Raw genomic sequence first — 21,258 nt, forward strand, 5'->3', positions numbered from 1 at the left:
TTAAGATCGACGGTGGAAACAATACGATTTATGGCAATGTCACCGCAAATAGCGGCAATTTAAACATTGATAGTGATTCTACTGTGAATGGTACTTGCAGTCCGTCTAATAGCCAATGTACGCCCTTACCATCGATGGTCAACCCAACAGTTGTTAGCCAAACAACCACCGATACCGCTCCGATTATTTATGGTACCTATTCGAGCTCAGTGGCAACCAGTCTTAATGTTACTGTCAACTCGATAACCTATGCACTGTCATCTAGTAGCGAACTGACAAATTCGAGCGATAACTGGACGCTCGACTTAAGAAGTATTACACCTCTGCCACTTGGCACATACAACGTGGCTGCCAACTCGGCAGATGCCGATGGCTCTTTGTCTGATACCAGCAACAATGAATTGGTGATCGAGGAAGCGCAGTGGTGGGACACAAATTGGACTAAGTGTCGTAACATAACGATTGCTAACACTGGGACAACCACTCTAAGTAATTTCCCAGCCTATATCGACCTAGCCTATGACTCAGACATGCAGTCTAATTACCAGGACATTCGCTTTATTAACACCAGCTGCGCAAATAGTGGTTCTGAACTAGATTTTGAGATAGAAACATACACCGCAGCAAGTGCCGATGTATGGGTCGAAATAGACAACTTACCCGCAGCGGGAACAACGATTGCGGTATATTACGGCAATGCCTCAGCCACGACCGGCGAAAATGCTAGTGGTACTTGGGTCAGCAGTCACAAAGGGGTGTGGCATCTGAGCGACAAAAGTACCGACCTACCTAATCAAATCTCAACGTCAGACTCAACGTCTAATTCAAATAACGGCACACCGAAAAATAGTCCTGCATCTACTTCGGGAAAAATAGGTAAGGCATTGGATTTTGATGTTACCAACGAAACTCTCATAGAACTAGGTGAAGACGATTCATTGGATCTCAGTTCCAATAACTCACCTAATTGGACCATATCGCTGTGGGTCAAACCATTTAGTGACTTTGGAGACAGTGATTACCCGATAATGTATCAATACGGCAGTTATGGTGCATCGGTTGGTCTCGACAAAGATAATGGAAAAATTGAACACTGGCGCAATGACGATACCGCACTCTACAACAACACCAACCTTACGACTAATGTTTGGAATCACGTTGTTGTCACTCGAAACAGCTCTACCACAACTTTATACCTGAACGGTAATGCAAATGGCGCAGCCTCCAGTGTGACTATCGATGAGGACACCTTTGGCTCCTATATAGGTGGCTGGCCTGAATGGTCAGGTGGTGACTTAAAAGGCCTAATTGATGAAGTCCGTGTCTCTAACGTAGTCAGAACACCAGACTGGATAAAACAAAGTTATGATTTGGTGCAAGATCAAAACGACCATGTCACCATTGGTGATGAGGTTGAGCCAGAACCAGACCCAGAACTAGGACAATGCAGCGCCATATTTCCAGATGGCGCATCCACACACAGTGTTGGAGGGACGATAAATTTTGGATCCAATAGCCAATTGTTTGGGAGTGATGACAATCAACTTGCAACCACTGCCATTACCAAAAATGGTGGATTAAACACCTGTGACACGTCGGACTGCGTAGCAACAGGCACGCCTTCAGGTACAGTCGCAACAGTTAATTTTCAGACCACAGCTAGCACAATAGATGTTACCGTAGGTAACAACGACGCAAAGACAATAGGTACAGGTACTGGCGATTTATCTGGTTATGAGTACAAAGACATTAACGGTTCTAGTGAAGCGACTATAACCTTTTCAGATGCTCACAATGAGTATTGGATAGATACGTTGGCGTTAGGCTTTAAAAACACGTTATTTCTGCAAGCCGGTGGCACATACTGGATAAATCAACTTACCATGGGGAGTCAAGTAGATATTATTGTGCAAGGCTCGGGTACCGCGCTTATTTATGTCAACCAAAGTCTCACTTTCCCCTCTCCTGGCCTGATAAATTCGCCATCAAATAATAATACGGGTGATGCAAGCAAATTGGTGATGTATGTGTTGTCTGACGTCACCTTTAATAACCAAAGCACTTATACCGGTAGCTTGTATGTGGAAGGAAACCTAAGACTTGGCTCTAGCAGTCACGCATTTGGTGCAGTCAGCGCCGCCAATATCCAGTTAGACAGCTTATCAACCATCACCTATCAAAGTAGTGAAATTGCGGATACTGACTTTATGGGTATGTGCGACGTATTCGCTCCTATTTTAGAATACCGTTTTGATGAATTGAATTGGACTGGCTCAGGCAACGAAGTAATCGACAGTTCAGGTAATAACTATAACGGAACCGCAATTGGCGGCATTACTACTGCAACCGGAAAAATTTGCCATGCGGCTGACATTCCAAATAATAACAGTGCATCGATATTCGAAGCCGTTGATACCGGAGTCGATCTGGATACAGTTATCGGTTCCAGCGGGACGATCAGTTTGTGGTACAAAGGTGATAGTGACTGGTATTCTGGAACTGACAAAAGACTGTTTGATGCCACTGATGATGATAGGTATTTTTATGCAGAAATTATGTCTGATGGTCGAGTCAGATTTTTCTTTGAAGATGGAGATGATGGTGATTACCAAAAGACGACGAATGATCCACTTTCAGTCGGGGCTGGGGTGTGGAAGCACTTAACGTTTGTTTGGGATGTCACCAATATCACTGCAAAAATTTTCGTTGATGGTGTAGAGCAGAATATTTCTGGTGGAAGCAACAACGATGGAGGAACTACCGCATTAACCGGTTTAGATACACTATACTTCGGTGACAACCGGGACGCATCTTACTCAAGCGGTCAATCATCTGCCAGTGGGCTTATTGATGAAGCCCTAGTGTTTGACTCAGTATTAACCACAACCCAAATTCAAGCCATTTTCGCTAACCAAGATGCGGGTAATAACTGGGATGGCACGACACGAAGTTGCCCTGTGATTGCCTGTGGCACATTAAACGCCGTTGGTATTAAAATTGGTAGTGGTGGTGGTAGCAGTGACTCTCAAATAAATACAACAAGTGAAGCGTTAGCCATTCATGCTGCATGGCTAACCGCAAGTTCGCCTGCAACAGGTTCAATAGATACAGGCGGTGACACCTACAATGTCACGGCAAGTGGTTTAAGCGAAGTTGACCGTATTGACTTTGGTGGCTCAAGTAAAAATTTTGCAGGTACATTACCTTATCCTGGTGCTGATACGGGTGTCGGTGGTGAAGATTTTTTAGTGCATACTTCAGGTACGCTCAGTCTACCCACAGGTGATTATACGATTTATGTTTCGAGTGATGACGGCTTTAGTTTTGTCATGGATACGCTCAAAGGTGACGCTGTTTCATTCAGCAAATTTGGCAGCTCAAGCAGCGGTGCGAATAATGAGTTAAGGCATGAAAACCAAACTAGCAATTCAAATACGGGGGGGTCTTTTACCTTAACTGAAGATTCTGTGTTTGACATATCCGCAATATTTTTTGAACGTGGTGGCGGTGACTATTTGGAAATTTCTATTATCAATGACATCCGCAGTAATTCATCATCTTCAGATTATGAAATTCTGCGTCACGATGCTCTTAACGAAAAAGTAAAGTTTGGGCAATGTGCCGTTACCTCCCAAATAGATCATTATCGTATTGAACATGATGCGCAAGGTTTTACCTGTGAGGCAGAAACCGTCTCCATCAAAGCTTGCGCAGATGCAAATTGTGACACCTCACACGATCAGGAAGCGACCATAACCCTGTCAGAACTCGGTCTAGCGGGTGATGGCTGGATGAGCGGCAATGAAATAACCATTCCGGCGGGTACAGACATCGAAATCATTTTGAGTATCACCGATGAGCGTAGCGTGACCTTCTCTAAAACCAGTGCTTATCCAAACGCCAATTTACGTTGCTTTAATGGTAGTACTGAGACCTGTGATATGACTTTTTCAGATGATGGCTTTGAAATTTATGGCGCAAGTATTGGTGAGCCGTTAGCTGACCAACTGGCTGCGGATCACTTCCAAAATGTTAATTTACGTGCCGTGCGTAGTAACAATAATGTCTGTGAAGCGTTATTAGTCGGCACACAAACCGTTGACCTGACCTATAACTGTGTTTTGCCTAATGAATGTGTGACACCATTAAGTAATATCGCCATTAATGGAGATGGCTCAGGTGATAATACCGGTACCTTAAGTGTCGTATTTGATGACCAAGGCGTAGCCAATCTGTCTGGGCTTAATTATCCTGATGCTGGACGATTAACCCTCAGCGTTACAGCTGAAGTAGAAGGTGTCACTATTGAAGATTCTAGTGACAAGACTGTAGATGTTTATCCCAGTTATTTGCAATTAGCGGTCAGTCAGAACAGCAGTATAGCTGCTGAGCCCTTTACCCTTTCAATAGGGGCTTATGGCGTAAATGACGCATTGTTACCTAACTATAAAGCTGGTGCATCAAAACTTAAAATTAAACGAGTGACTCCAAATTCTAGTGATGCTCACGACGGCAATTTTAAGTATGGGGACGCTAGCACTAGCATAATGACTACTGATTTAGCGGCAACGTTTGCCAGTACATCCCCCTATCCATTAGTATTTAATGGCGGGGTATACAGTTCTACACAAGCGTATTTCGATGACGTGGGCAGCGTTGAAATAGATATTCAAGACGCAAATTACCTCGGCAATATTATTCCCTCTCAAGGCGCACTTAGCATAGGCAATTTTGTCCCTGCCTATTTTTCAGTAACACAAATGCAACCCGAACTGCAGGATACCTGTGAGGATACGTTCAGTTATATTGGTGAAACGATGGGCTTTGTGACAGGCTTAGAGCCATTATTAATTTTTACTGGCAAAAACGCCCTGGATGCCGTTACCAAAAACTATAGTGCCTCACCTTGGACTTTTAATCTGGATCAATTAGATGTGAACAATGGTATTCACCTAAGCGACAGTTCCACTTATGCTGCTGTTGATAGTTTCAATGAAATATCAAAAGGCAGCTCCCCTGTAATTTCAACGGGAAGTGCTGTCTACGATGGCATAATTGAAGTACAAATTCCGAATACTCGTTTTAAATACAACAAGATCCGCACGGACAATACTACCTTTAACATCAAATCTCCTTTCACTGCGTCCATCGACATGGTGTTTTCCAGTGCTTTCTTAACCGATGAAGATGGCGTATGTTTCCAAACAGATTATGCCAATAGCAACTGTTTGTCTTTCACTATTCCCAATATTACTGGTGCTAATATGCGTTACGGTCGTTTGGCATTAGCTAGTACATATGGGCCTGAGACTGAGTCACTTAATGTACCTGTAAAAGTGGAATATGTTGATACCAACAACCAATGGCTGATCAATTCAGAGGATAATTGTACTAATATCAATTTTTTAGAAACGTCAGGCGACATCATATTGGAGTCTATTGGCAGCGTAGACATCACTGAAGATATCATCGACATATCAAGTAATGGCCTTTTGTTCGAAGGTGTTTCAAACGATAGTGCTAACTTTTTACTTATCAATTCTGAAAACAAGATAGGTGAAGTAAGACTGCGTTTGTCACCGACTGCTTCAGGTGTGGTCTGGCCAACTTATTTAAACTACGATTGGGATGGTGATGGCTCGATAGATACAAACGACTTCCCCGAAGCAAATGTCACTTTTGGCCAATTTAGAGGCAATGATAAGATCATTCAATGGCGAGAAGTATTTAATTAATAGAAATGAATCATCGTAATCAACACTTCCTGCTGGACCCTTGATAATATGGTTACTTAATTAAGTCAGACTTAATATAATTAACCATAGTCGAGGTTTTGTATACTTTCAGTTATCTCAATAGTTTGCTTAGCTATCTCTTCATTAAATAAAATTCTCACTTCAGTGGTCTGGAATAAATAAATGGGTTTGTTGTGACTCGTTGTTAAATTTGTTGTCACAAACGAGCAGATGTTGCTAAAGCACTGTGCATAGGTTTTCTAACACGAGGTTTACTCAACACGCCTGTGAATCCAATAGCCGCATATTCCTGAATATCTTGAAAACATAACGTTCGCAGTCAGTGCATAAACAGGTGTACTTGCATCGAACTGAAGCGGTGAACACATCGCTTCTTTACCATCCATCACTGGCATTTGAATATCCATCAAGACCAGATCATGTTGAACTGCCAGCGCCTTTTGTAATCTTTCTAGTTCACTTACTGCCAAGTCTACTTGCACTGCTATTTTCTGCAGGTTGAAAGTGATCAATTTTTGATTCAGATTGCTGTCTTCTAACAGCAAAATCTTATCAACGAGTAAGGGATCGACATAGGTTTAGTAACAGCGATGTCTCAGTTTACGATAGAACCTCATTCACCTGCATGTTGTTGGCAGACGATAGTCACACAAACCTTAAAACCTTGCACTATGGTAGACTGAAGTTCAACTACTCCAGCCATCAATTCAACCAAACTTTTAATGACAAATAACCCTAACCCATAACCACCAAAGTTATGCGTGATCCTAAAACCAGCATGTACAAAGTATTCGAAAACTGGAGTTTGGTCATCTCTCGCAATGTCCTCATCTGTATCGATTACCGTTATCAGTAAAGTGCTTGTATTCGAGGTGAATTTAATACGTAAACTGATACTTTCAGTTTACGTAAACTTAATCGCATTGTTTAATAAGTTATGCATCACATGTCCTATCCTAGTTGAACCTGCCACTATCCTAGTTGAACCTGCCACTATCCATTTTGGTAAAATAGAGTTTATTACCATGGCAGATTCAAATTGCTTTTTTAAGTAATTAAAATGGTAAATTTGTTCAATAACTTGTGATAATTTGTTTAGACAAAACTGTATATTTTCAATATTACTGATATCTTATATCTCACTAAACAATGTGGCTAAGTGACGATTAGTGCTAACGATAGCGGTCAAAAAATAGCCAACTTCTTCACGGTTTAGTGTGTGTTGCAACAGTACTTCAGCAAAACCTGTAATAGCGGTCAAAAGTGTTCTAATTCGATGACTTATATTGGCTAAAAAATCTAACTTTACTTGTTATGCCAAATGCGATTCAGTTTTTTTTGACTACTTCTTTAGTTCGCTCGAATACCTGCCATTCAAAATCCCCTTTAAAACTTTCTAATTTTCGACTGCGCTGAAACAGTCCAATAGGCTTTTTTCTAAGGTGATTTCTGCAGCTTGCCTTGCTTACCGTTCTCTTTGATAACGCTGTTTTAATAGCTCTTGGTTAATCTGGTACTTAATATTTTTATATTTAGATTGCCAACTTACTGGAGTCAACTACAGTATTTTATTGTTTGTTTTAGTCTTTAATTAATAAAAATACACTGAAACCCTTTTTTTATGGTCTTGTTGATGCTCTCTACTTGCCCAAATCTCAGCGCGTTGGTACAGTTAGGCTATTATTATCTTATTAACCAAAGTGCGGTTTTTACATGTTCAAAAAGCTTCGGGGAATGTTTTCCAACGATTTGTCAATCGACCTCGGCACAGCAAATACGCTAATCTATATTAAGGATCAGGGTATTGTTCTCAACGAACCTTCTGTTGTTGCGATCCGTCAAGAACGCGGTCCAGGTGGTCCAAAAAGTGTAGCGGCCGTGGGACGTGAAGCAAAACAAATGTTGGGTAGAACTCCCGGTAACATAAAAGCAATACGGCCTATGAAAGATGGGGTTATTGCTGACTTTTATGTCACAGAGAAAATGCTTCAGCATTTCATTAAACAAGTTCACGATAATAACTTTTTACGCCCTAGTCCAAGAGTGCTGGTGTGTGTGCCTTGTGGTTCAACTCAGGTTGAACGACGTGCAATTCGTGAATCAGCTTTAGGCGCAGGTGCTCGTGAAGTCTACTTGATCGATGAGCCAATGGCCGCTGCAATCGGAGCTGGTTTGCCTGTATCAGAAGCAACCGGTTCTATGGTGGTTGATATTGGTGGCGGTACCACAGAAGTAGCCATTATTTCACTCAACGGTATTGTTTATTCATCATCAGTAAGAATTGGTGGCGATAAATTTGACGAAGCAATCATTTCTTATGTCCGTCGTAACTTTGGCTCGCTTATAGGCGAGGCAACAGCTGAACGTATTAAGCATGAAATTGGCGCCGCGTATCCTGGTGAAGAAGTAAAAGAAATTGAAGTACGAGGGCGTAATTTAGCAGAAGGTGTGCCGCGTGGTTTTACCCTTAACAGCAATGAAATTCTTGAAGCTTTACAAGAACCTCTAACTGGTATTGTTTCTGCCGTTATGGTGGCTCTTGAACAGTCTCCCCCAGAACTTGCATCTGATATTTCTGAGCGTGGTATGGTACTTACTGGTGGCGGAGCATTGCTTAAAGACTTGGACCGTCTTCTGATGGAAGAAACGGGGATCCCAGTGGTGATTGCTGATGATCCACTTACCTGTGTTGCTAGAGGAGGCGGTAAAGCCTTTGAAATGATCGATATCCACGGAGGCGATCTCTTTAGCTACGAATAATAGTGACTAAAATTTCGAAGTAAACAAGGCGACTTCTTGTCGCCTTTAGGCACAAATTAATGAATTTAATGTTTTCAAATGGTCCCTCTCTACCTAATCGTCTTGCGTTGGCTCTTTTGATGTCTGTTGCGCTGATCCTGTTCGACCACAAATTAGATGGGTTTGGCACAACACGTGTTTATCTCAATTCCTTAGTTAGTCCTTTGCAGTATATAGCCAATCTCCCCGGTCAATTATTGAGTGCCAGTGCAAGCCGTTTTGTGTCCCATGAACGTTTATTTATTGAGAATGCTAAGTTGACCCATGAAGCAATGTTCATGAACGGCCAACTGCAGCGTCTTACTTTTTTACAAGAAGAAAATGATCGATTACGTAGTTTGTTAAACTCGCCTGTACAAGACAACACTCGCAAAATAGTCGCTGAACTGATGGCAGTAGATAACAATCCATATAGCCACCAAATTGTCATCAACAAAGGGGCTATTAATGGTGTTTTTGAAGCACAACCCGTTTTAGACGATAAGGGTATTGTAGGACAAATAATGCAGGTTAGTTCGACTAATAGCCGCGTGTTACTGATAGCAGATGTTACCCATGCAATACCTGTTAGGATAGCTCGAAACAACGTACGTTTAGTCGTAAATGGTTCGGGTAGTTTAAATGAACTATTGATCCAACATGTCGCTCATAGTAGTGACATAAAAATAGGTGATGTGTTGTTATCTTCAGGCTTAGGCAACGTTTTTCCTGAAGGTTATCCAGTTGCTACTATTACGTCTATTGTTCGAGACGAAAGTAGGCCGTTTTCTCAAGTCAGAGCAAAACCAGTTGCTCAACTAGATCGTTTAAAGTATTTATTACTGCTTTGGTCAGAGCGTACACTTGACGTCACTTCCGAAGTAGAGATCACGGTACAATGAGCATGCGTGATTACTCTATTACTTTGAGCATTGTCATAGCCTTGGTATTACAAATCATGCCAATGCCTGTTATTGCTGATTTATATCGCCCTGACTGGGTCTTATTGGTGTTAAGTTATTGGGCACTTGCACTACCTAATCGAGTCAATGTAGGTGTTGCTTTTTTTACTGGACTAATACTAGATATTTTATTGGGTACCAGTATGGGTGTGCATAGCTTTGCAATGTGCCTATGTATTTACATATTGGCTACCAATCATAAGCGCTTACGCAATTATTCTGTTTGGCAACAATCTATCATTATTGGTGTTATAGCAGCTTTAAACAACTTATTGATTTTTTGGGTTCAACATTTGCTTACCGATATTTATTTCCTGTTTGACTACCTATGGCCCGTTGCCAGTTCTATGGTGATATGGCCTTGGTTATTCTGGTTGCTGCGTAAGATACGCCGCCATCTGCGCCTAAATTAATGATGTTACTGCTAGCTTCACAGTCTCCTCGCAGAGCTGAATTACTAAAACAAATAGGCATACCGTTTAGTCAATATCCAGTAGATATAGACGAGACTGTGATGGCCAATGAAACTCCTGAAAAATACGTTCGAAGAATGGCACAAGAAAAATCGACTTTAGGTTACGAAAGAGCGGGAGCCAAAAAACTCGTACTAGGCTTAGACACGATAGTTGTGGCACAAAATAATATTTTAGGTAAGCCAAAAGACAAAAGTGATGCAATGTGGATGTTAAACATGTTATCTGACGACACTCATCAAGTACTTACAGCTGTGACTATCACGAACGCTACACAGCAAAAAACCGTAGTGGTGGAAACTCACGTCTGTTTTGGACCTCTAAGTCAACAGCAAATAGAATGGTATTGGAAAACAGGTGAGCCACAAGATAAAGCTGGAAGCTATGGCATACAAGGCTTAGGTGGGCAATTTGTGAAACACATTAACGGTAGTTACAGCGCGGTTGTAGGTTTACCCTTATACCAAACAAGAATATTATTAACTGAATTTGGGATCATTAATGAGTGCTGAGTTATTAATCAATGTTACCCCTTCTGAGTCACGTGTGGCCTTGATTGAAAATGGTATTCTGCAAGAGATCCATATAGAAAGGCACACAAAACGTGGATTGGTTGGTAACATTTATAGAGGAAAAGTCAGCCGTGTATTGCCTGGTATGCAGGCTGCATTTGTAGATATCGGTTTAGATAAGGCAGCATTTTTACATGCTTCTGACATCGCTATACATAGTGAAGTCGAAGATGAAGTGTCGGTCAACCCTATTGAAAAGCGTGATATCCGCGAACTCGTTAGAGACGGTCAAAATATTGTTGTTCAGGTGGTGAAAGATCAAATCGGCACCAAAGGCGCAAGACTTACCACTGATATAACCATTCCATCTCGTTATCTGGTATTTATGCCAAGTGTTGAACATGTCGGTGTATCACAGCGGATTGAAGATCCGGCCGAAAGAGAACGCTTAAAAGCATTAGTTCAAGGCTTTTGCAGCGAAGATGGAGGTTTTATTTTACGCACTGCGGCCGAAGGCGTAAAAGAGCAAGAACTGACCCAAGATGCTGATTTTTTGAAACGTTTATGGCAAAAAATCCGTTCTAGAATGAAAAACAAATCGCATATTCTATATGAAGACTTACCTTTGGCGCGTCGTGTACTCAGAGACTTTGTAGGAACCCAACTAGATCGCATCAAAATAGATTCAAAGCTGTCTTTACAAGAGTTACAGCAATTTACCGAGGAATATGTACCAGAATTGCATAAGCTTTTAGAATATTATCCTGGCGAAAGGCCTATTTTTGATTTATATGATGTAGAAAATGAATGCCAGCGTTCGTTAGAAAGACGAGTGGATTTAAAATCTGGTGGATATTTAATTATCGACCAAACTGAAGCCATGACCACAATCGATATCAATACGGGTGCATTTGTAGGCCATCGTAATTTAGAAGAAACTATATTCAATACTAATATCGAGGCCACTCTGGCCATCGCTCGTCAACTCAGGTTACGCAACTTGGGGGGCATGATCCTTATCGATTTTATTGATATGACGGTAGAAGATCACAAAAGAAGGGTAATGCACAGTCTTGAGGTTGCCACTAATAAAGATAGAGCCAAAATCAATATTCATGGCTTTACGATGCTTGGTTTAATTGAAATGACCCGCAAAAGAACACGTGAAAGCTTGGAGCATGTTTTATGTGGTGAGTGCCCGGTATGCAAGGGCCGCGGCTCAGTAAAAACTGTAGAAACAGTTTGTTTTGAAATCATGCGCGAAATTGTACGAGTTAATCGTGCCTACGATGCAGATAAGTTCGTGGTCTATGCTTCACCAGCTGTTGCCGATGCATTACTAGGAGAAGAGTCACATATGTTGGCTGAGCTAGAAGTATTCGTCACCAAACAGATTAAGGTCCATACTGAACTTCTATATAATCAAGACAAGTTCGATGTCGTTATGATGTAAATCAGACTAAAATATGAATATCGAAACTAAAAATGCGTCATTTTATGCTGCTTACCTGATCAAAAAGCTCTGGGCGTTGGTTGCCTTGAGTTTGGTTGTGGTCGCAGTGACAATCAGCGTAGTTCGTTATTCACTGCCTTATATGAATGATCAAAAGCATCATCTAGAGCAATGGTTATCAGGCCAAGTAGGTGCTGAAATAAAAATTGGCGAAATCAGTGCCAAATGGCAAGGAATAGGCCCAGCAATAATACTCCGTGACATACAGTTAATCCAAAGCGTACCGTTAGCACAAAATATACGACCACCCATCAGCCTAACCATTGCCGAAACAGCTATCGAAGTTGACTTTTGGCAATCTGTGCGGGCAGGACAGATACAATCAAATAAGTTTGATTTGCGCAAAGTGGAGTTGAGTATCGATATTGCTTCCTTGAGTCAGGAGGAAACCCAATATCCGATAGTAGATGCATTAGAAAAGCTATTTTTACAACAACTCCAGTTGTTTTCTATTAGCCAAAGCAAAATCATTATTAATACCAGAAACAACCAACAGCAAGTTGTCCTGATTGACCAAGTGTCTTGGGTTAATAAAGGCGAACATCATCAAGGTGTCGGTAAGCTGCAGATAGAACAAATAGCAAAGAATTCAGCATCATTTATTATCGATTTGTATGGTAATCAAGAAAGTCTCTTTGGCACTTTTTTCGCAAAAGGTGAGGAAGTCGATTTATCACCCTGGGTCGAACAATGGATCCCCAGCAAACACACATTAGTTGAAAGCCGTGGTAGTTTTGTGATGTGGGCGACGATAAAAGACAAATCATTACAATCTGTGCAACTTGATTTATCTAATAGTCGCTTTGATTGGCAAAATCCAGAAAACGGTAACCCAGAAAATAATCTTACGTTAGCTGTTCTAGGGGGCCAAATTAATGCAGTTCCTGCGAACGATGAGTGGCTTTTTAACCTAAATAATTTAACCATGCAAATAAATGACAACGTGTTGGTATCAAATTGGCTAGGCAAAATTGACCAATCTGGCGCACTATCTTTACAGCATCCCCACCCCATAAAACTGGCACCTGTGTTACCTATGTTAGCGTTGGTGATGCAAACCAACCACGCTCAATCACTTGAATTACTGGAACCACAAGCAACATTAAATACATTAGATATTCATCGTACATTAAGTGGCCAACTGGCATTAAAAGCCTCAATAAGCGATCTACAGTGGCAACAGACAACAAGAGTTCCAGGTATGGCAGGTTTGTCAACCGAACTTAATTGGTTCAATGGTAATGGGCGATTAAATTTAAAGGGTAAATCAGGACAACTAGCGATCAATAAGTTATTACCTGACAATATTGAATACCAGCGTTTTTTTGCTGATTTATATATTCAAACTTCCGAACAAAACATCAGTGTGACAGCTGAAAATATATGGTTTAAAAGCAAACTCATTAGCCTGCGTCCAAACATTTTTTATCGCAGCATTGACAATCACTTGGCATTTTCATCAGTAATTGAAGCGATTGATATAACAAAATTACCTCAGCTTTATCCCACAAAGCTTATGGGGGTTAATACTAGAAAATATCTAATCGATTCTTTACAACAGGGTCAAATAGAAAGCGCCCAAATGATATGGCATGGTGCTGTCGACGCCTTTCCTTTTGAACAAAAACAAGGCGTGTTCCAAGCACAGATACAAGTGTCTGATGGCACGTTAAAATTTGCTTCACAATGGCCTGCATTGACCAATTTTAATGTTAATGTATTGTTTGAAAACAAAAGTTTGACCATGACTAGTCAAAAAGGGCGATTACTCGATGTAGCGTTAACAGGCCTATCTGCAAAAATTCCAGACCTAGCCCCCGATGCTGTTTTAATTATAGATGCAGATGCCCAAGCCAATGGGCAACAAGTTACTGATTTAATGCAGCAAAGCAACCTTGCTGATACGTTAGGGAAAACCCTTCAACAAATCAAAGTAAGTGGTCCATTAAAAACTCAATTACATTTATATATACCTCTGACTGGTAAAGACGTGATTGCAAAAGGCAACGTATTCTTAGTCGAAAACCAGATAGAGCTGCCTAACTTAGATATCTTATTAGAACAAACCAATGGTACGGTTAGCTTTGTTAACAACAAAATAACAGCAAAGGATCTTAATACTCAACTATTACAGCAACCTATACAACTGGCATTTACCGGTGCGAATCAAGATAATGTTTATCATACAGATATTAATATTCAAGGTGATTGGCAAGTCACACCTGTATTGGAGATGTTTTCTGATGGATTAACAAAATATTTATCTGGAAACGGCAACTGGACAGCGGACATTGCTTTAACACTTCCCACAGAAGGTTACGAATACTCAGCACGAATTTTCAGTGAACTGACTCAGTTAAGTTCAGGTTTACCTGTTCCATTTGCCAAGACCGCAGGACAATCATTACCCCTATTAGTTACTAGCCAAGGCAATGAACAAGCATCGTCTATCAAAGCCACATTAGGCCAAGACGTCGTATTTAATGGGAATTTACCTCATCAAGACATGCAATTTTCCCGCGCACATTTAGCTATTGGTCAATCAGATTTGATGGGCATGGGCCTAGGTTTTAGTGTTTCTGCTAACTTGTCAGAGTTGGATGTTAGTTCTTGGTATAAGGCCGTTAATACTCTTATCAATGACCTTCCTAGTGACTTCGACAAACCACTGCTTGAGGCACCAAAACGTATCTTTATCAAAGCAGACAGCACATTAATAGCTTCACAAAGGCTGACTGGATTAGAAACCGTAATAAAAAACACCAGTGATAGCTGGCTTTTTGATATCAATGCCAAAGAAACGCGAATGAAAGTTGTTCTATACAAAGATTGGTTAAATAAAGGTGTTGATATTAATGCTGATTTTATTGAACTAACAAGTTGGCAAAACACTGAATTAGATAATGGGCAAACGCTATCTAGTGACCCAATTAAATTCGATGCCAACGTTGATACTTTTCCGCCGATTAGCTTTTCTTGTACTCGCTGTCGATTTATGGACAACGACTTAGGCAAAGTAGATGTTAACTTGTCTCGGTCCGCCACAGGTATGAAGATAGATCAAGTGCGCTTAAATAATACTCACGGTTTATTTTATGGTTCAGGGGATTGGTTTCTAACTAACGGTCAAAGTAGCACACGCTTGAAGGGGGAGTTTAGTAGTTCAGATTTTGGAGCATTTCTAAAAGGTCTTAAATTAAACTCAGGGATCAAGGATTCAAAAGTCAGCTCGCAATTTGATCTAAGTTGGAAGCGCGCACCTTATGAATTCAACTTTGACACACTTAATGGCCAAATAGACTGGCGCTTAACAGATGGTTATTTAACTGAAGTAAGTGATCAGGGCTCACGAATATTTAGTCTACTTAGCCTTGACTCGCTGGTGCGTAAACTACAGCTTGATTTTAGAGATGTCTTCGCCAAAGGATTTTTCTACGAAAAAATCATTGGTAGTTTTCAGCTTGAAAATGGTATTGCCTTTACTCAAGACACCCTAGTTGATGGGGGCGCGGGCGAAATCACTATGCAAGGTTATACCGACTTAAACGCCCAGCGGTTAAATTACCAAATTGAGTTTGCCCCAAATGTGACATCCAGCTTGCCCGTGATAGTTGCTTGGATGGTCAACCCTGCTTCAGCATTGGCAGCGCTAGCACTGGATCAAGTATTAACCTCTGCCAAAGTAATTTCTAATATTAAGTTTTCACTCACTGGCACACTGGACAACCCACAATTAACAGAGCTAGGTCGTGATAGTAAAGAAGTCACTCTGCCAGCAAGAGCAAAACCATACTCAGAAATACCCCCTCAATCTTTAGACCGCCAGTTAAATACACCTTTTAATACACACATATTTGCAGAGGAACCAGTAAATGGCGAATAACGGTGCAAATGTTGTCGCTATTCAAATGACGTCTTCACCACTAGTTGAAGATAATCTCTTGTTTGTTGAGCAACAGCTCAAATTATTGCCCCCGCTGAGACCTTGCTTGGTAGTACTACCAGAGTGTTTTGCTTGTTTTGGAGGTGGTGACAAGTTGCTGTTAGAAATTGCAGAAGATTTACATCATGGCCCCATCCAACTCAAGCTTAAGCAATTTGCTATTCAGTACGGCATCTGGCTGGTTACTGGCAGTTTACCATTACGGTGCACCACAGCCAATAAATTCACAGCATCTTGTCTATTGATTAATGAGCACGGAAAGATTGTCGAGGAGTATCAAAAAATTCACCTCTTCGATGTAAAAGTAGCGGATGACACCGGAACATATCTTGAATCCCGCAATACCCAGGCAGGCAATAAATTAATCGTCATTAGTACACCCTTTGGCGTTCTTGGTTTGGCCATTTGTTACGATATTCGTTTTGCTGGCATGTTTATAGCCATGAACCAGATTGCGCAGCTAGACGTATTAGTTTTACCTGCTGCATTTACACAACAAACAGGACAAGCTCACTGGCATTCATTACTGACCGCCCGTGCGATAGAAAGTCAATGTTATATTGTTGCGGCTAATCAAACAGGTAAACATAGGAATAAGCGACAAACTTACGGTCACTCATGTATCATCTCGCCTTGGGGCGAAAAAGTAGCAGAGTTGCCTCATGATATCGGTATGATACATGCCCAGATTGATCATCAATTACTTACTGATATCCGTACTAACATGCCGGTGTATCAGCACAACAAATTCAGGAGTCACCTTGTCTAATTTGGTAGAAGAAAACTTACTAGATGCATCAAATTTAACCCGCTCAACTTTAGAAGCAGCACTAGATACGATATATCAACATGACAACGATTTTGCTGATTTATACTTTCAGTCTAGCCAGCATGAAACTTGGGTACTAGAAGACGGTATCATTAAGGAAGGCAGTTACAACATTGAGCGCGGTGTGGGTGTTCGCGCAGTAAGTGGTGAAAAAACTGGTTTTGCTTACTCTGATGAAATATCCCCAGAAGCATTAATGAAAGCGGCAAAAGCAGCACGCAGTATTTCAAACTCTGGCGGCAAGCATAAAGTCGCATCACTAAAACAGAGTCATCCAACCAGCAGATACCATGCTGAAAACCCACTTTTAGGTATGCAAGAGCAAGAAAAAATAGCGCTATTGCGTGCTGCAAATGAATACATCCGCAAACAAGAGAGCTCACTTAGCCAAGTGGTAATCAGTATTAGCGGTGTTTATGAAGAAGTCTTAATAGCAGCTACAGACGGTACTTTTTGTACTGACATTCGCCCACTTATTCGCTTCAATTGTTCAGTATTAATGGAAAAAGATGGGCGTCGTGAAAGAGGCAGCTCAGGTGCCGGAGGACGTTTTGCTTATGACTATTTTGTTGCAAATGATGATGGTCGCCCTCGTTACCAACAAATAGCCGATGAAGCCATTCATATGGCCAGGGTTAATATGCAAGCTGTACCTGCACCCGCTGGAAAAATGCCTGTAGTACTGGGCAGTGGTTGGCCAGGCGTGCTGTTGCATGAAGCGGTAGGCCATGGTTTAGAAGGTGACTTCAACCGTAAAGGTGCATCTACGTTTAGTGGGCGTATCGGCGAACAAGTTGCATCAAAAGGCTGCACCATTGTAGATGATGGCACCTTACCTGACAGACGCGGCTCACTTAGTGTTGATGATGAAGGCACACCGACTCAGTACAATGTGCTAATCGAAGATGGCATTCTTAAAGGTTATATGCAAGACAAGCTTAACGCGCGTTTGATGGGTGTTGCTCCCACAGGCAATGGTCGCCGTGAATCTTATGCTCACCTGCCTATGCCGCGTATGACTAACACCTATATGTTAGGCGGGCAGCATTCTCCAGAAGAAATTATTGCCTCTATAGATAAGGGCATATATGCCCCCAACTTTGGCGGTGGACAAGTTGATATCACATCAGGAAAATTTGTATTTTCTACATCTGAAGCCTACCTAATTGAAAAGGGTAAAATCACCACTCCTATCAAAGGTGCAACGTTGATTGGTAACGGCCCAGAGGCGATGCAAAAAGTTTCTATGATAGGTAACGATTTAGCCCTAGATAAAGGAGTAGGTGTTTGTGGTAAAGATGGACAAAGCTTACCTGTAGGAGTGGGTCAACCCACTCTTAAGGTGGATGAGTTGACAGTTGGCGGCACCGCTTAGCTTTTTATCAATTCAATGCCACTACGAATATAACCACAGAAACAACGCCACTTGGCGAAACCACTTCAGCATTAACTGTTGCGGTGGTTTGAACTCCGCCTGTATCGACGCGGTCATTGGTTAGAGTAAATTCCACAACTGATGCGCCGCTTTTGTTTGTTTCTCTCATCAAAGTGTTTATTTGACCGGCTAATAATCCAGCATTGGATGTAACCCTTATAGTCGAGTTACTTGAGATTGATTGTATTGCGGTGTCTGAAAATTGTAATAGCAAACTAATAGCTTCTCCTTGCTCAAGCACAAGTGAAGGCTCTGCAACAGCTTGGTGATTACTGAAAATAATATCACCAGCCTGATTTAAAATATCTAACAATGCGACTGAACTTGCAGTCACAATCTCTAAAGAGCGACGTACATGCAAGGTATTGGCAGAACCTTGACCACAAGTATTGGCAGAATTGCACTGCGGCCCGTTAAATAGGCTATCAGCTACATCAAATTGACCATTGTTGTTATAATCCAAAAATATTTCAGAGTCGTCTTTGACAAGGTTTGCATTATCATCTCGCCAAGCTTCGCTGTGGTCAATAAAGCCTGTTGTTCCAGATTGACTAGTTCCAAATCCACTGTCGGTACCATCTATAATTGCAATACCATCAGCATCATCAAAACTATTATTTCCGTTTGCGTCAAAAAGCGTTTCATGACCTATCGCGGTTGCTAAAATCGTAACTCTATGGTCTAAAGTTCTTGGATTTGAACTTGTCCAAGTAACGCTACAGGTCCCATTTGTTGTTGCACAACTCGGGGCAATAACTCCACCTTCGGTGGTAAAACTTACTGATGTCCCGTCAGGCACTGGATTATTAAACGTATCTGCTAAACGTGCAACAAGACTGACAGTTTGCCCGCTAATATTGTAGGCTTCAGGATTAAGTCTATTTGCAGAAAGGGTAAAACTGTTTTGGTCGGGTAATCCCGTATTTACGGCTAACAAGTCCGATTGAGTCAGCACAGAAACACCTGAATTTGTTACAACGTCTGCCGTTACTCTGACTGATGTAGGAACATTGCCTGACGTTACTCTAGCACTCACTTGCCCTTGCGAATTGGTTATTCCTGAAGCAGGAGATAAACTTAATCCACCTGTTTGAGTGTTAAGTGAGAATGTTACATTTTGCTGTGCAAGGGGATTGCCTAGCACCCCATTAACTTGAAATACCAGTGTAGAAACAGTTTGACTATTTTGCCCTCCTGTTCCTTGTAACACTAACTGAGTTGGGTCGGCCGAAACAAAAGTAATGGAACCCACTGATTCAGCAAGAATAGATATTGAACGGGTAATCGATATTGTAGAGTTGTTCACAACAAGTGACGCGACTATCACATCTTCATTTCCATCACCTCCAGCACAGCTGATGTCCTCATAGGTAGCAACAGCCTCACCATTTATTGTGTTCACTTGCTGATCAATATTTGCGAAACCATCTTTTGCACAACTTGATGTAAAAGTGACTGGGGTTTGTGTCAATATACGTTGGTCATTTTCATCGACTATTGCTAAAGAAATACCTAGCGTGGCACCCGCACTAATTTCAACATTACCAAGTAAGTCAGCAGCACTTATTCCAATCTCATTTTCAACAAACACGTTATCCGCATCAAAATGACCAATTCTAATAATTTGCGCGTTTATAACATCCGCTGCTTGTACTGCAAAGTTAATAGACGCCAGTAATTCTGTGTCGTTGTCGACTAGTATTAAAGCAGATACAACCGCAGCACCAATATCTGTATCCTCTGGGATTAATGTAACTTGTGCCATTCCAGAGCCATCTGTTAGTGCATCACTTGTGTTCAGGGTTCCTTTGCCTGTTGTAAAGCTAACAATAATGTTTTCTACGGGCCCTAAGTTTTCATCACTAATAACAGCTTGAATTTGAACTTGCTCGCTAGCTTTAAATCGATTAACGGCAACACCATTTTTAAGGATCGTTAAGTCGATAGTTAACGCAGATAAAACAATAATATCTTTAGCCAAAAATTCATAACTACTTTCTGATGTTGCTCCACCAAAACTTACTGCTAAAGTCGAGGCTCCAACATCTCCAGTGCCACTTTCTATAAATATTTGTGCAACACCGTTACTATCTGTGATTTTGCTTTCAGCAGACAGGCTACCCACATCTGTTGAAAAACTGACTATCTCACCCGTAATAAGATTGGAATTTTGACTAACAGTAGCCTGAACACACAAGGTTTCACCAGCAGTAAAACTAGGTTGAGATACAACCTCGCACTGTTGGTCAAGAATGGCTAATGAAATGCTCAACGATTCTGATGTAGAACCAGTACCAAATGGATCGATACCGTTTTCACCTGACACACCACCGCCACAACTGTTTAACAGAAACACAGCAATAAACACAAAATAAGAGTACTTACGCATAGATATTATCCATTTATAATTTGTTTTAAATATTGGAAAAGTTCACGAGATGCCTTTGGAGGCTTATTTTCTGCCAGCTGCTTATTAGCTTGACGCACATATTGCCGCATTTTTTGCCGATCAAGCTGGGGATAATCAGCAATAGTTAACTCAATTTTGCTGTCTCCCTCTTTTAAAATGGCATCTCTGAGCATTTCAGTTCCGTGAAAAGCATCATTTATTTTTTTATGTGCCGATTTAATATTACTTAAAGCTTGCTCAATTGGAGCAATATCTATGCTTCGCATTATCTTACCAATCAATTGTAATTGACGGCGATAGCCCTCTTTTTTGCGCAAAATCTTACGTGCAAGCATCACTGCATCAAGCAATTCGGGCTCCATAGGGATTTTAGCCAAAGAAGATTGTCCGAGGTGAACCAAAGATTCGCCCAGTTTTTGCATTGCAACCATTTGGGCTTTTATCTGTGTTTTACTAAGTTGTTCGTTTTCTTCACTAACGACGTATTCATCTTCAACGTCTTTGTTTTTTTTCGGGGCGACCATGGGTTTATCTTTAGTGATACACTATTAAAAGATTGTAACCTCCCAAGCGAGAATAAACTACACGCAAAATGATTAGAAGCTCAGTCTGTAATGTTAGACACCCTGAGTTGATAATAAAAGTGT

At 41.2% G+C, this 21,258-nt stretch carries 13 protein-coding genes and 1 pseudogene; 9 read left to right on the plus strand and 5 right to left on the minus strand.

What is annotated here, in order from left to right:
- The first annotated feature begins 83 nt into the window (after positions 1–83).
- Positions 84–5,735: a DUF2341 domain-containing protein gene (locus tag QZ562_RS08255; RefSeq protein WP_293759099.1), complete on the plus strand. Its 5,652-nt coding sequence runs from the start codon at positions 84–86 to the stop codon at positions 5,733–5,735.
- Between the two features lie 272 nt (positions 5,736–6,007).
- Here QZ562_RS08255 and QZ562_RS08260 read toward each other — a convergent pair whose 3' ends face one another.
- The 3 genes and pseudogenes from QZ562_RS08260 to QZ562_RS08265 form a co-directional block, all read right to left on the minus strand.
- On the minus strand, positions 6,008–6,301 hold the full coding sequence (locus tag QZ562_RS08260; protein WP_293759101.1) for a response regulator: 294 nt from the start codon (positions 6,299–6,301) through the stop codon (positions 6,008–6,010).
- Between the two features lie 68 nt (positions 6,302–6,369).
- Complete coding sequence (locus tag QZ562_RS21250; protein WP_363315336.1) at positions 6,370–6,651, minus strand: ATP-binding protein; 282 nt, start codon at positions 6,649–6,651, stop codon at positions 6,370–6,372.
- A gap of 237 nt (positions 6,652–6,888) precedes the next feature.
- Positions 6,889–7,050, minus strand: a pseudogene (locus tag QZ562_RS08265) (histidine kinase dimerization/phospho-acceptor domain-containing protein); the annotation flags it as partial.
- A gap of 419 nt (positions 7,051–7,469) precedes the next feature.
- Between QZ562_RS08265 and QZ562_RS08270 the strand changes: the two are divergent.
- Genes QZ562_RS08270 through tldD form a run of 8 tightly spaced genes read left to right on the plus strand, consistent with a single transcriptional unit; the run spans position 7,470 to position 18,141 of the window.
- The gene (locus QZ562_RS08270; protein ID WP_293759103.1) at positions 7,470–8,516 is read left to right on the plus strand and encodes a rod shape-determining protein; all 1,047 of its coding nucleotides are present in this window, start codon (positions 7,470–7,472) and stop codon (positions 8,514–8,516) included.
- Between the two features lie 59 nt (positions 8,517–8,575).
- On the plus strand, positions 8,576–9,436 hold the full coding sequence (mreC, locus tag QZ562_RS08275; RefSeq protein ID WP_293759105.1) for a rod shape-determining protein MreC: 861 nt from the start codon (positions 8,576–8,578) through the stop codon (positions 9,434–9,436).
- Positions 9,433–9,909, plus strand: a complete 477-nt coding sequence (gene mreD, locus QZ562_RS08280; RefSeq protein WP_293759107.1) for a rod shape-determining protein MreD — start codon at positions 9,433–9,435, stop codon at positions 9,907–9,909. The genes mreC and mreD overlap by 4 nt, the downstream gene beginning before the upstream one ends.
- A 2-nt stretch (positions 9,910–9,911) precedes the next feature.
- On the plus strand, positions 9,912–10,481 hold the full coding sequence (locus QZ562_RS08285) for a Maf family protein (protein ID WP_293759129.1): 570 nt from the start codon (positions 9,912–9,914) through the stop codon (positions 10,479–10,481).
- Positions 10,471–11,934 (plus strand): ribonuclease G, encoded by a 1,464-nt coding sequence (rng, locus tag QZ562_RS08290; RefSeq protein WP_293759109.1) that lies wholly within the window; start codon positions 10,471–10,473, stop codon positions 11,932–11,934. The genes QZ562_RS08285 and rng overlap by 11 nt, the downstream gene beginning before the upstream one ends.
- 13 nt (positions 11,935–11,947) lie before the next feature.
- On the plus strand, positions 11,948–15,877 hold the full coding sequence (locus QZ562_RS08295; protein ID WP_293759111.1) for a YhdP family protein: 3,930 nt from the start codon (positions 11,948–11,950) through the stop codon (positions 15,875–15,877).
- Positions 15,867–16,706: a carbon-nitrogen hydrolase family protein gene (locus tag QZ562_RS08300; protein WP_293759113.1), complete on the plus strand. Its 840-nt coding sequence runs from the start codon at positions 15,867–15,869 to the stop codon at positions 16,704–16,706. The genes QZ562_RS08295 and QZ562_RS08300 overlap by 11 nt, the downstream gene beginning before the upstream one ends.
- Entirely contained in the window at positions 16,699–18,141 is a 1,443-nt protein-coding gene (gene tldD, locus QZ562_RS08305; RefSeq protein ID WP_293759115.1) for a metalloprotease TldD, read from the plus strand. Before QZ562_RS08300 ends, tldD begins: the two co-directional genes overlap by 8 nt.
- Positions 18,142–18,148: 7 nt before the next feature.
- On the opposite strand, the gene QZ562_RS08310 is transcribed toward tldD, so the two are convergent.
- On the minus strand, positions 18,149–20,590 hold the full coding sequence (locus tag QZ562_RS08310; protein WP_293759117.1) for an Ig-like domain-containing protein: 2,442 nt from the start codon (positions 20,588–20,590) through the stop codon (positions 18,149–18,151).
- Positions 20,591–20,595: 5 nt separating this feature from the next.
- Positions 20,596–21,135, minus strand: a complete 540-nt coding sequence (gene yjgA, locus QZ562_RS08315; protein WP_293759119.1) for a ribosome biogenesis factor YjgA — start codon at positions 21,133–21,135, stop codon at positions 20,596–20,598.
- Positions 21,136–21,258 lie beyond the last annotated feature (123 nt).

It is taken from the genome of uncultured Paraglaciecola sp., assembly GCF_913058035.1.
Taxonomy (GTDB): Bacteria; Pseudomonadota; Gammaproteobacteria; order Enterobacterales; family Alteromonadaceae; genus Paraglaciecola.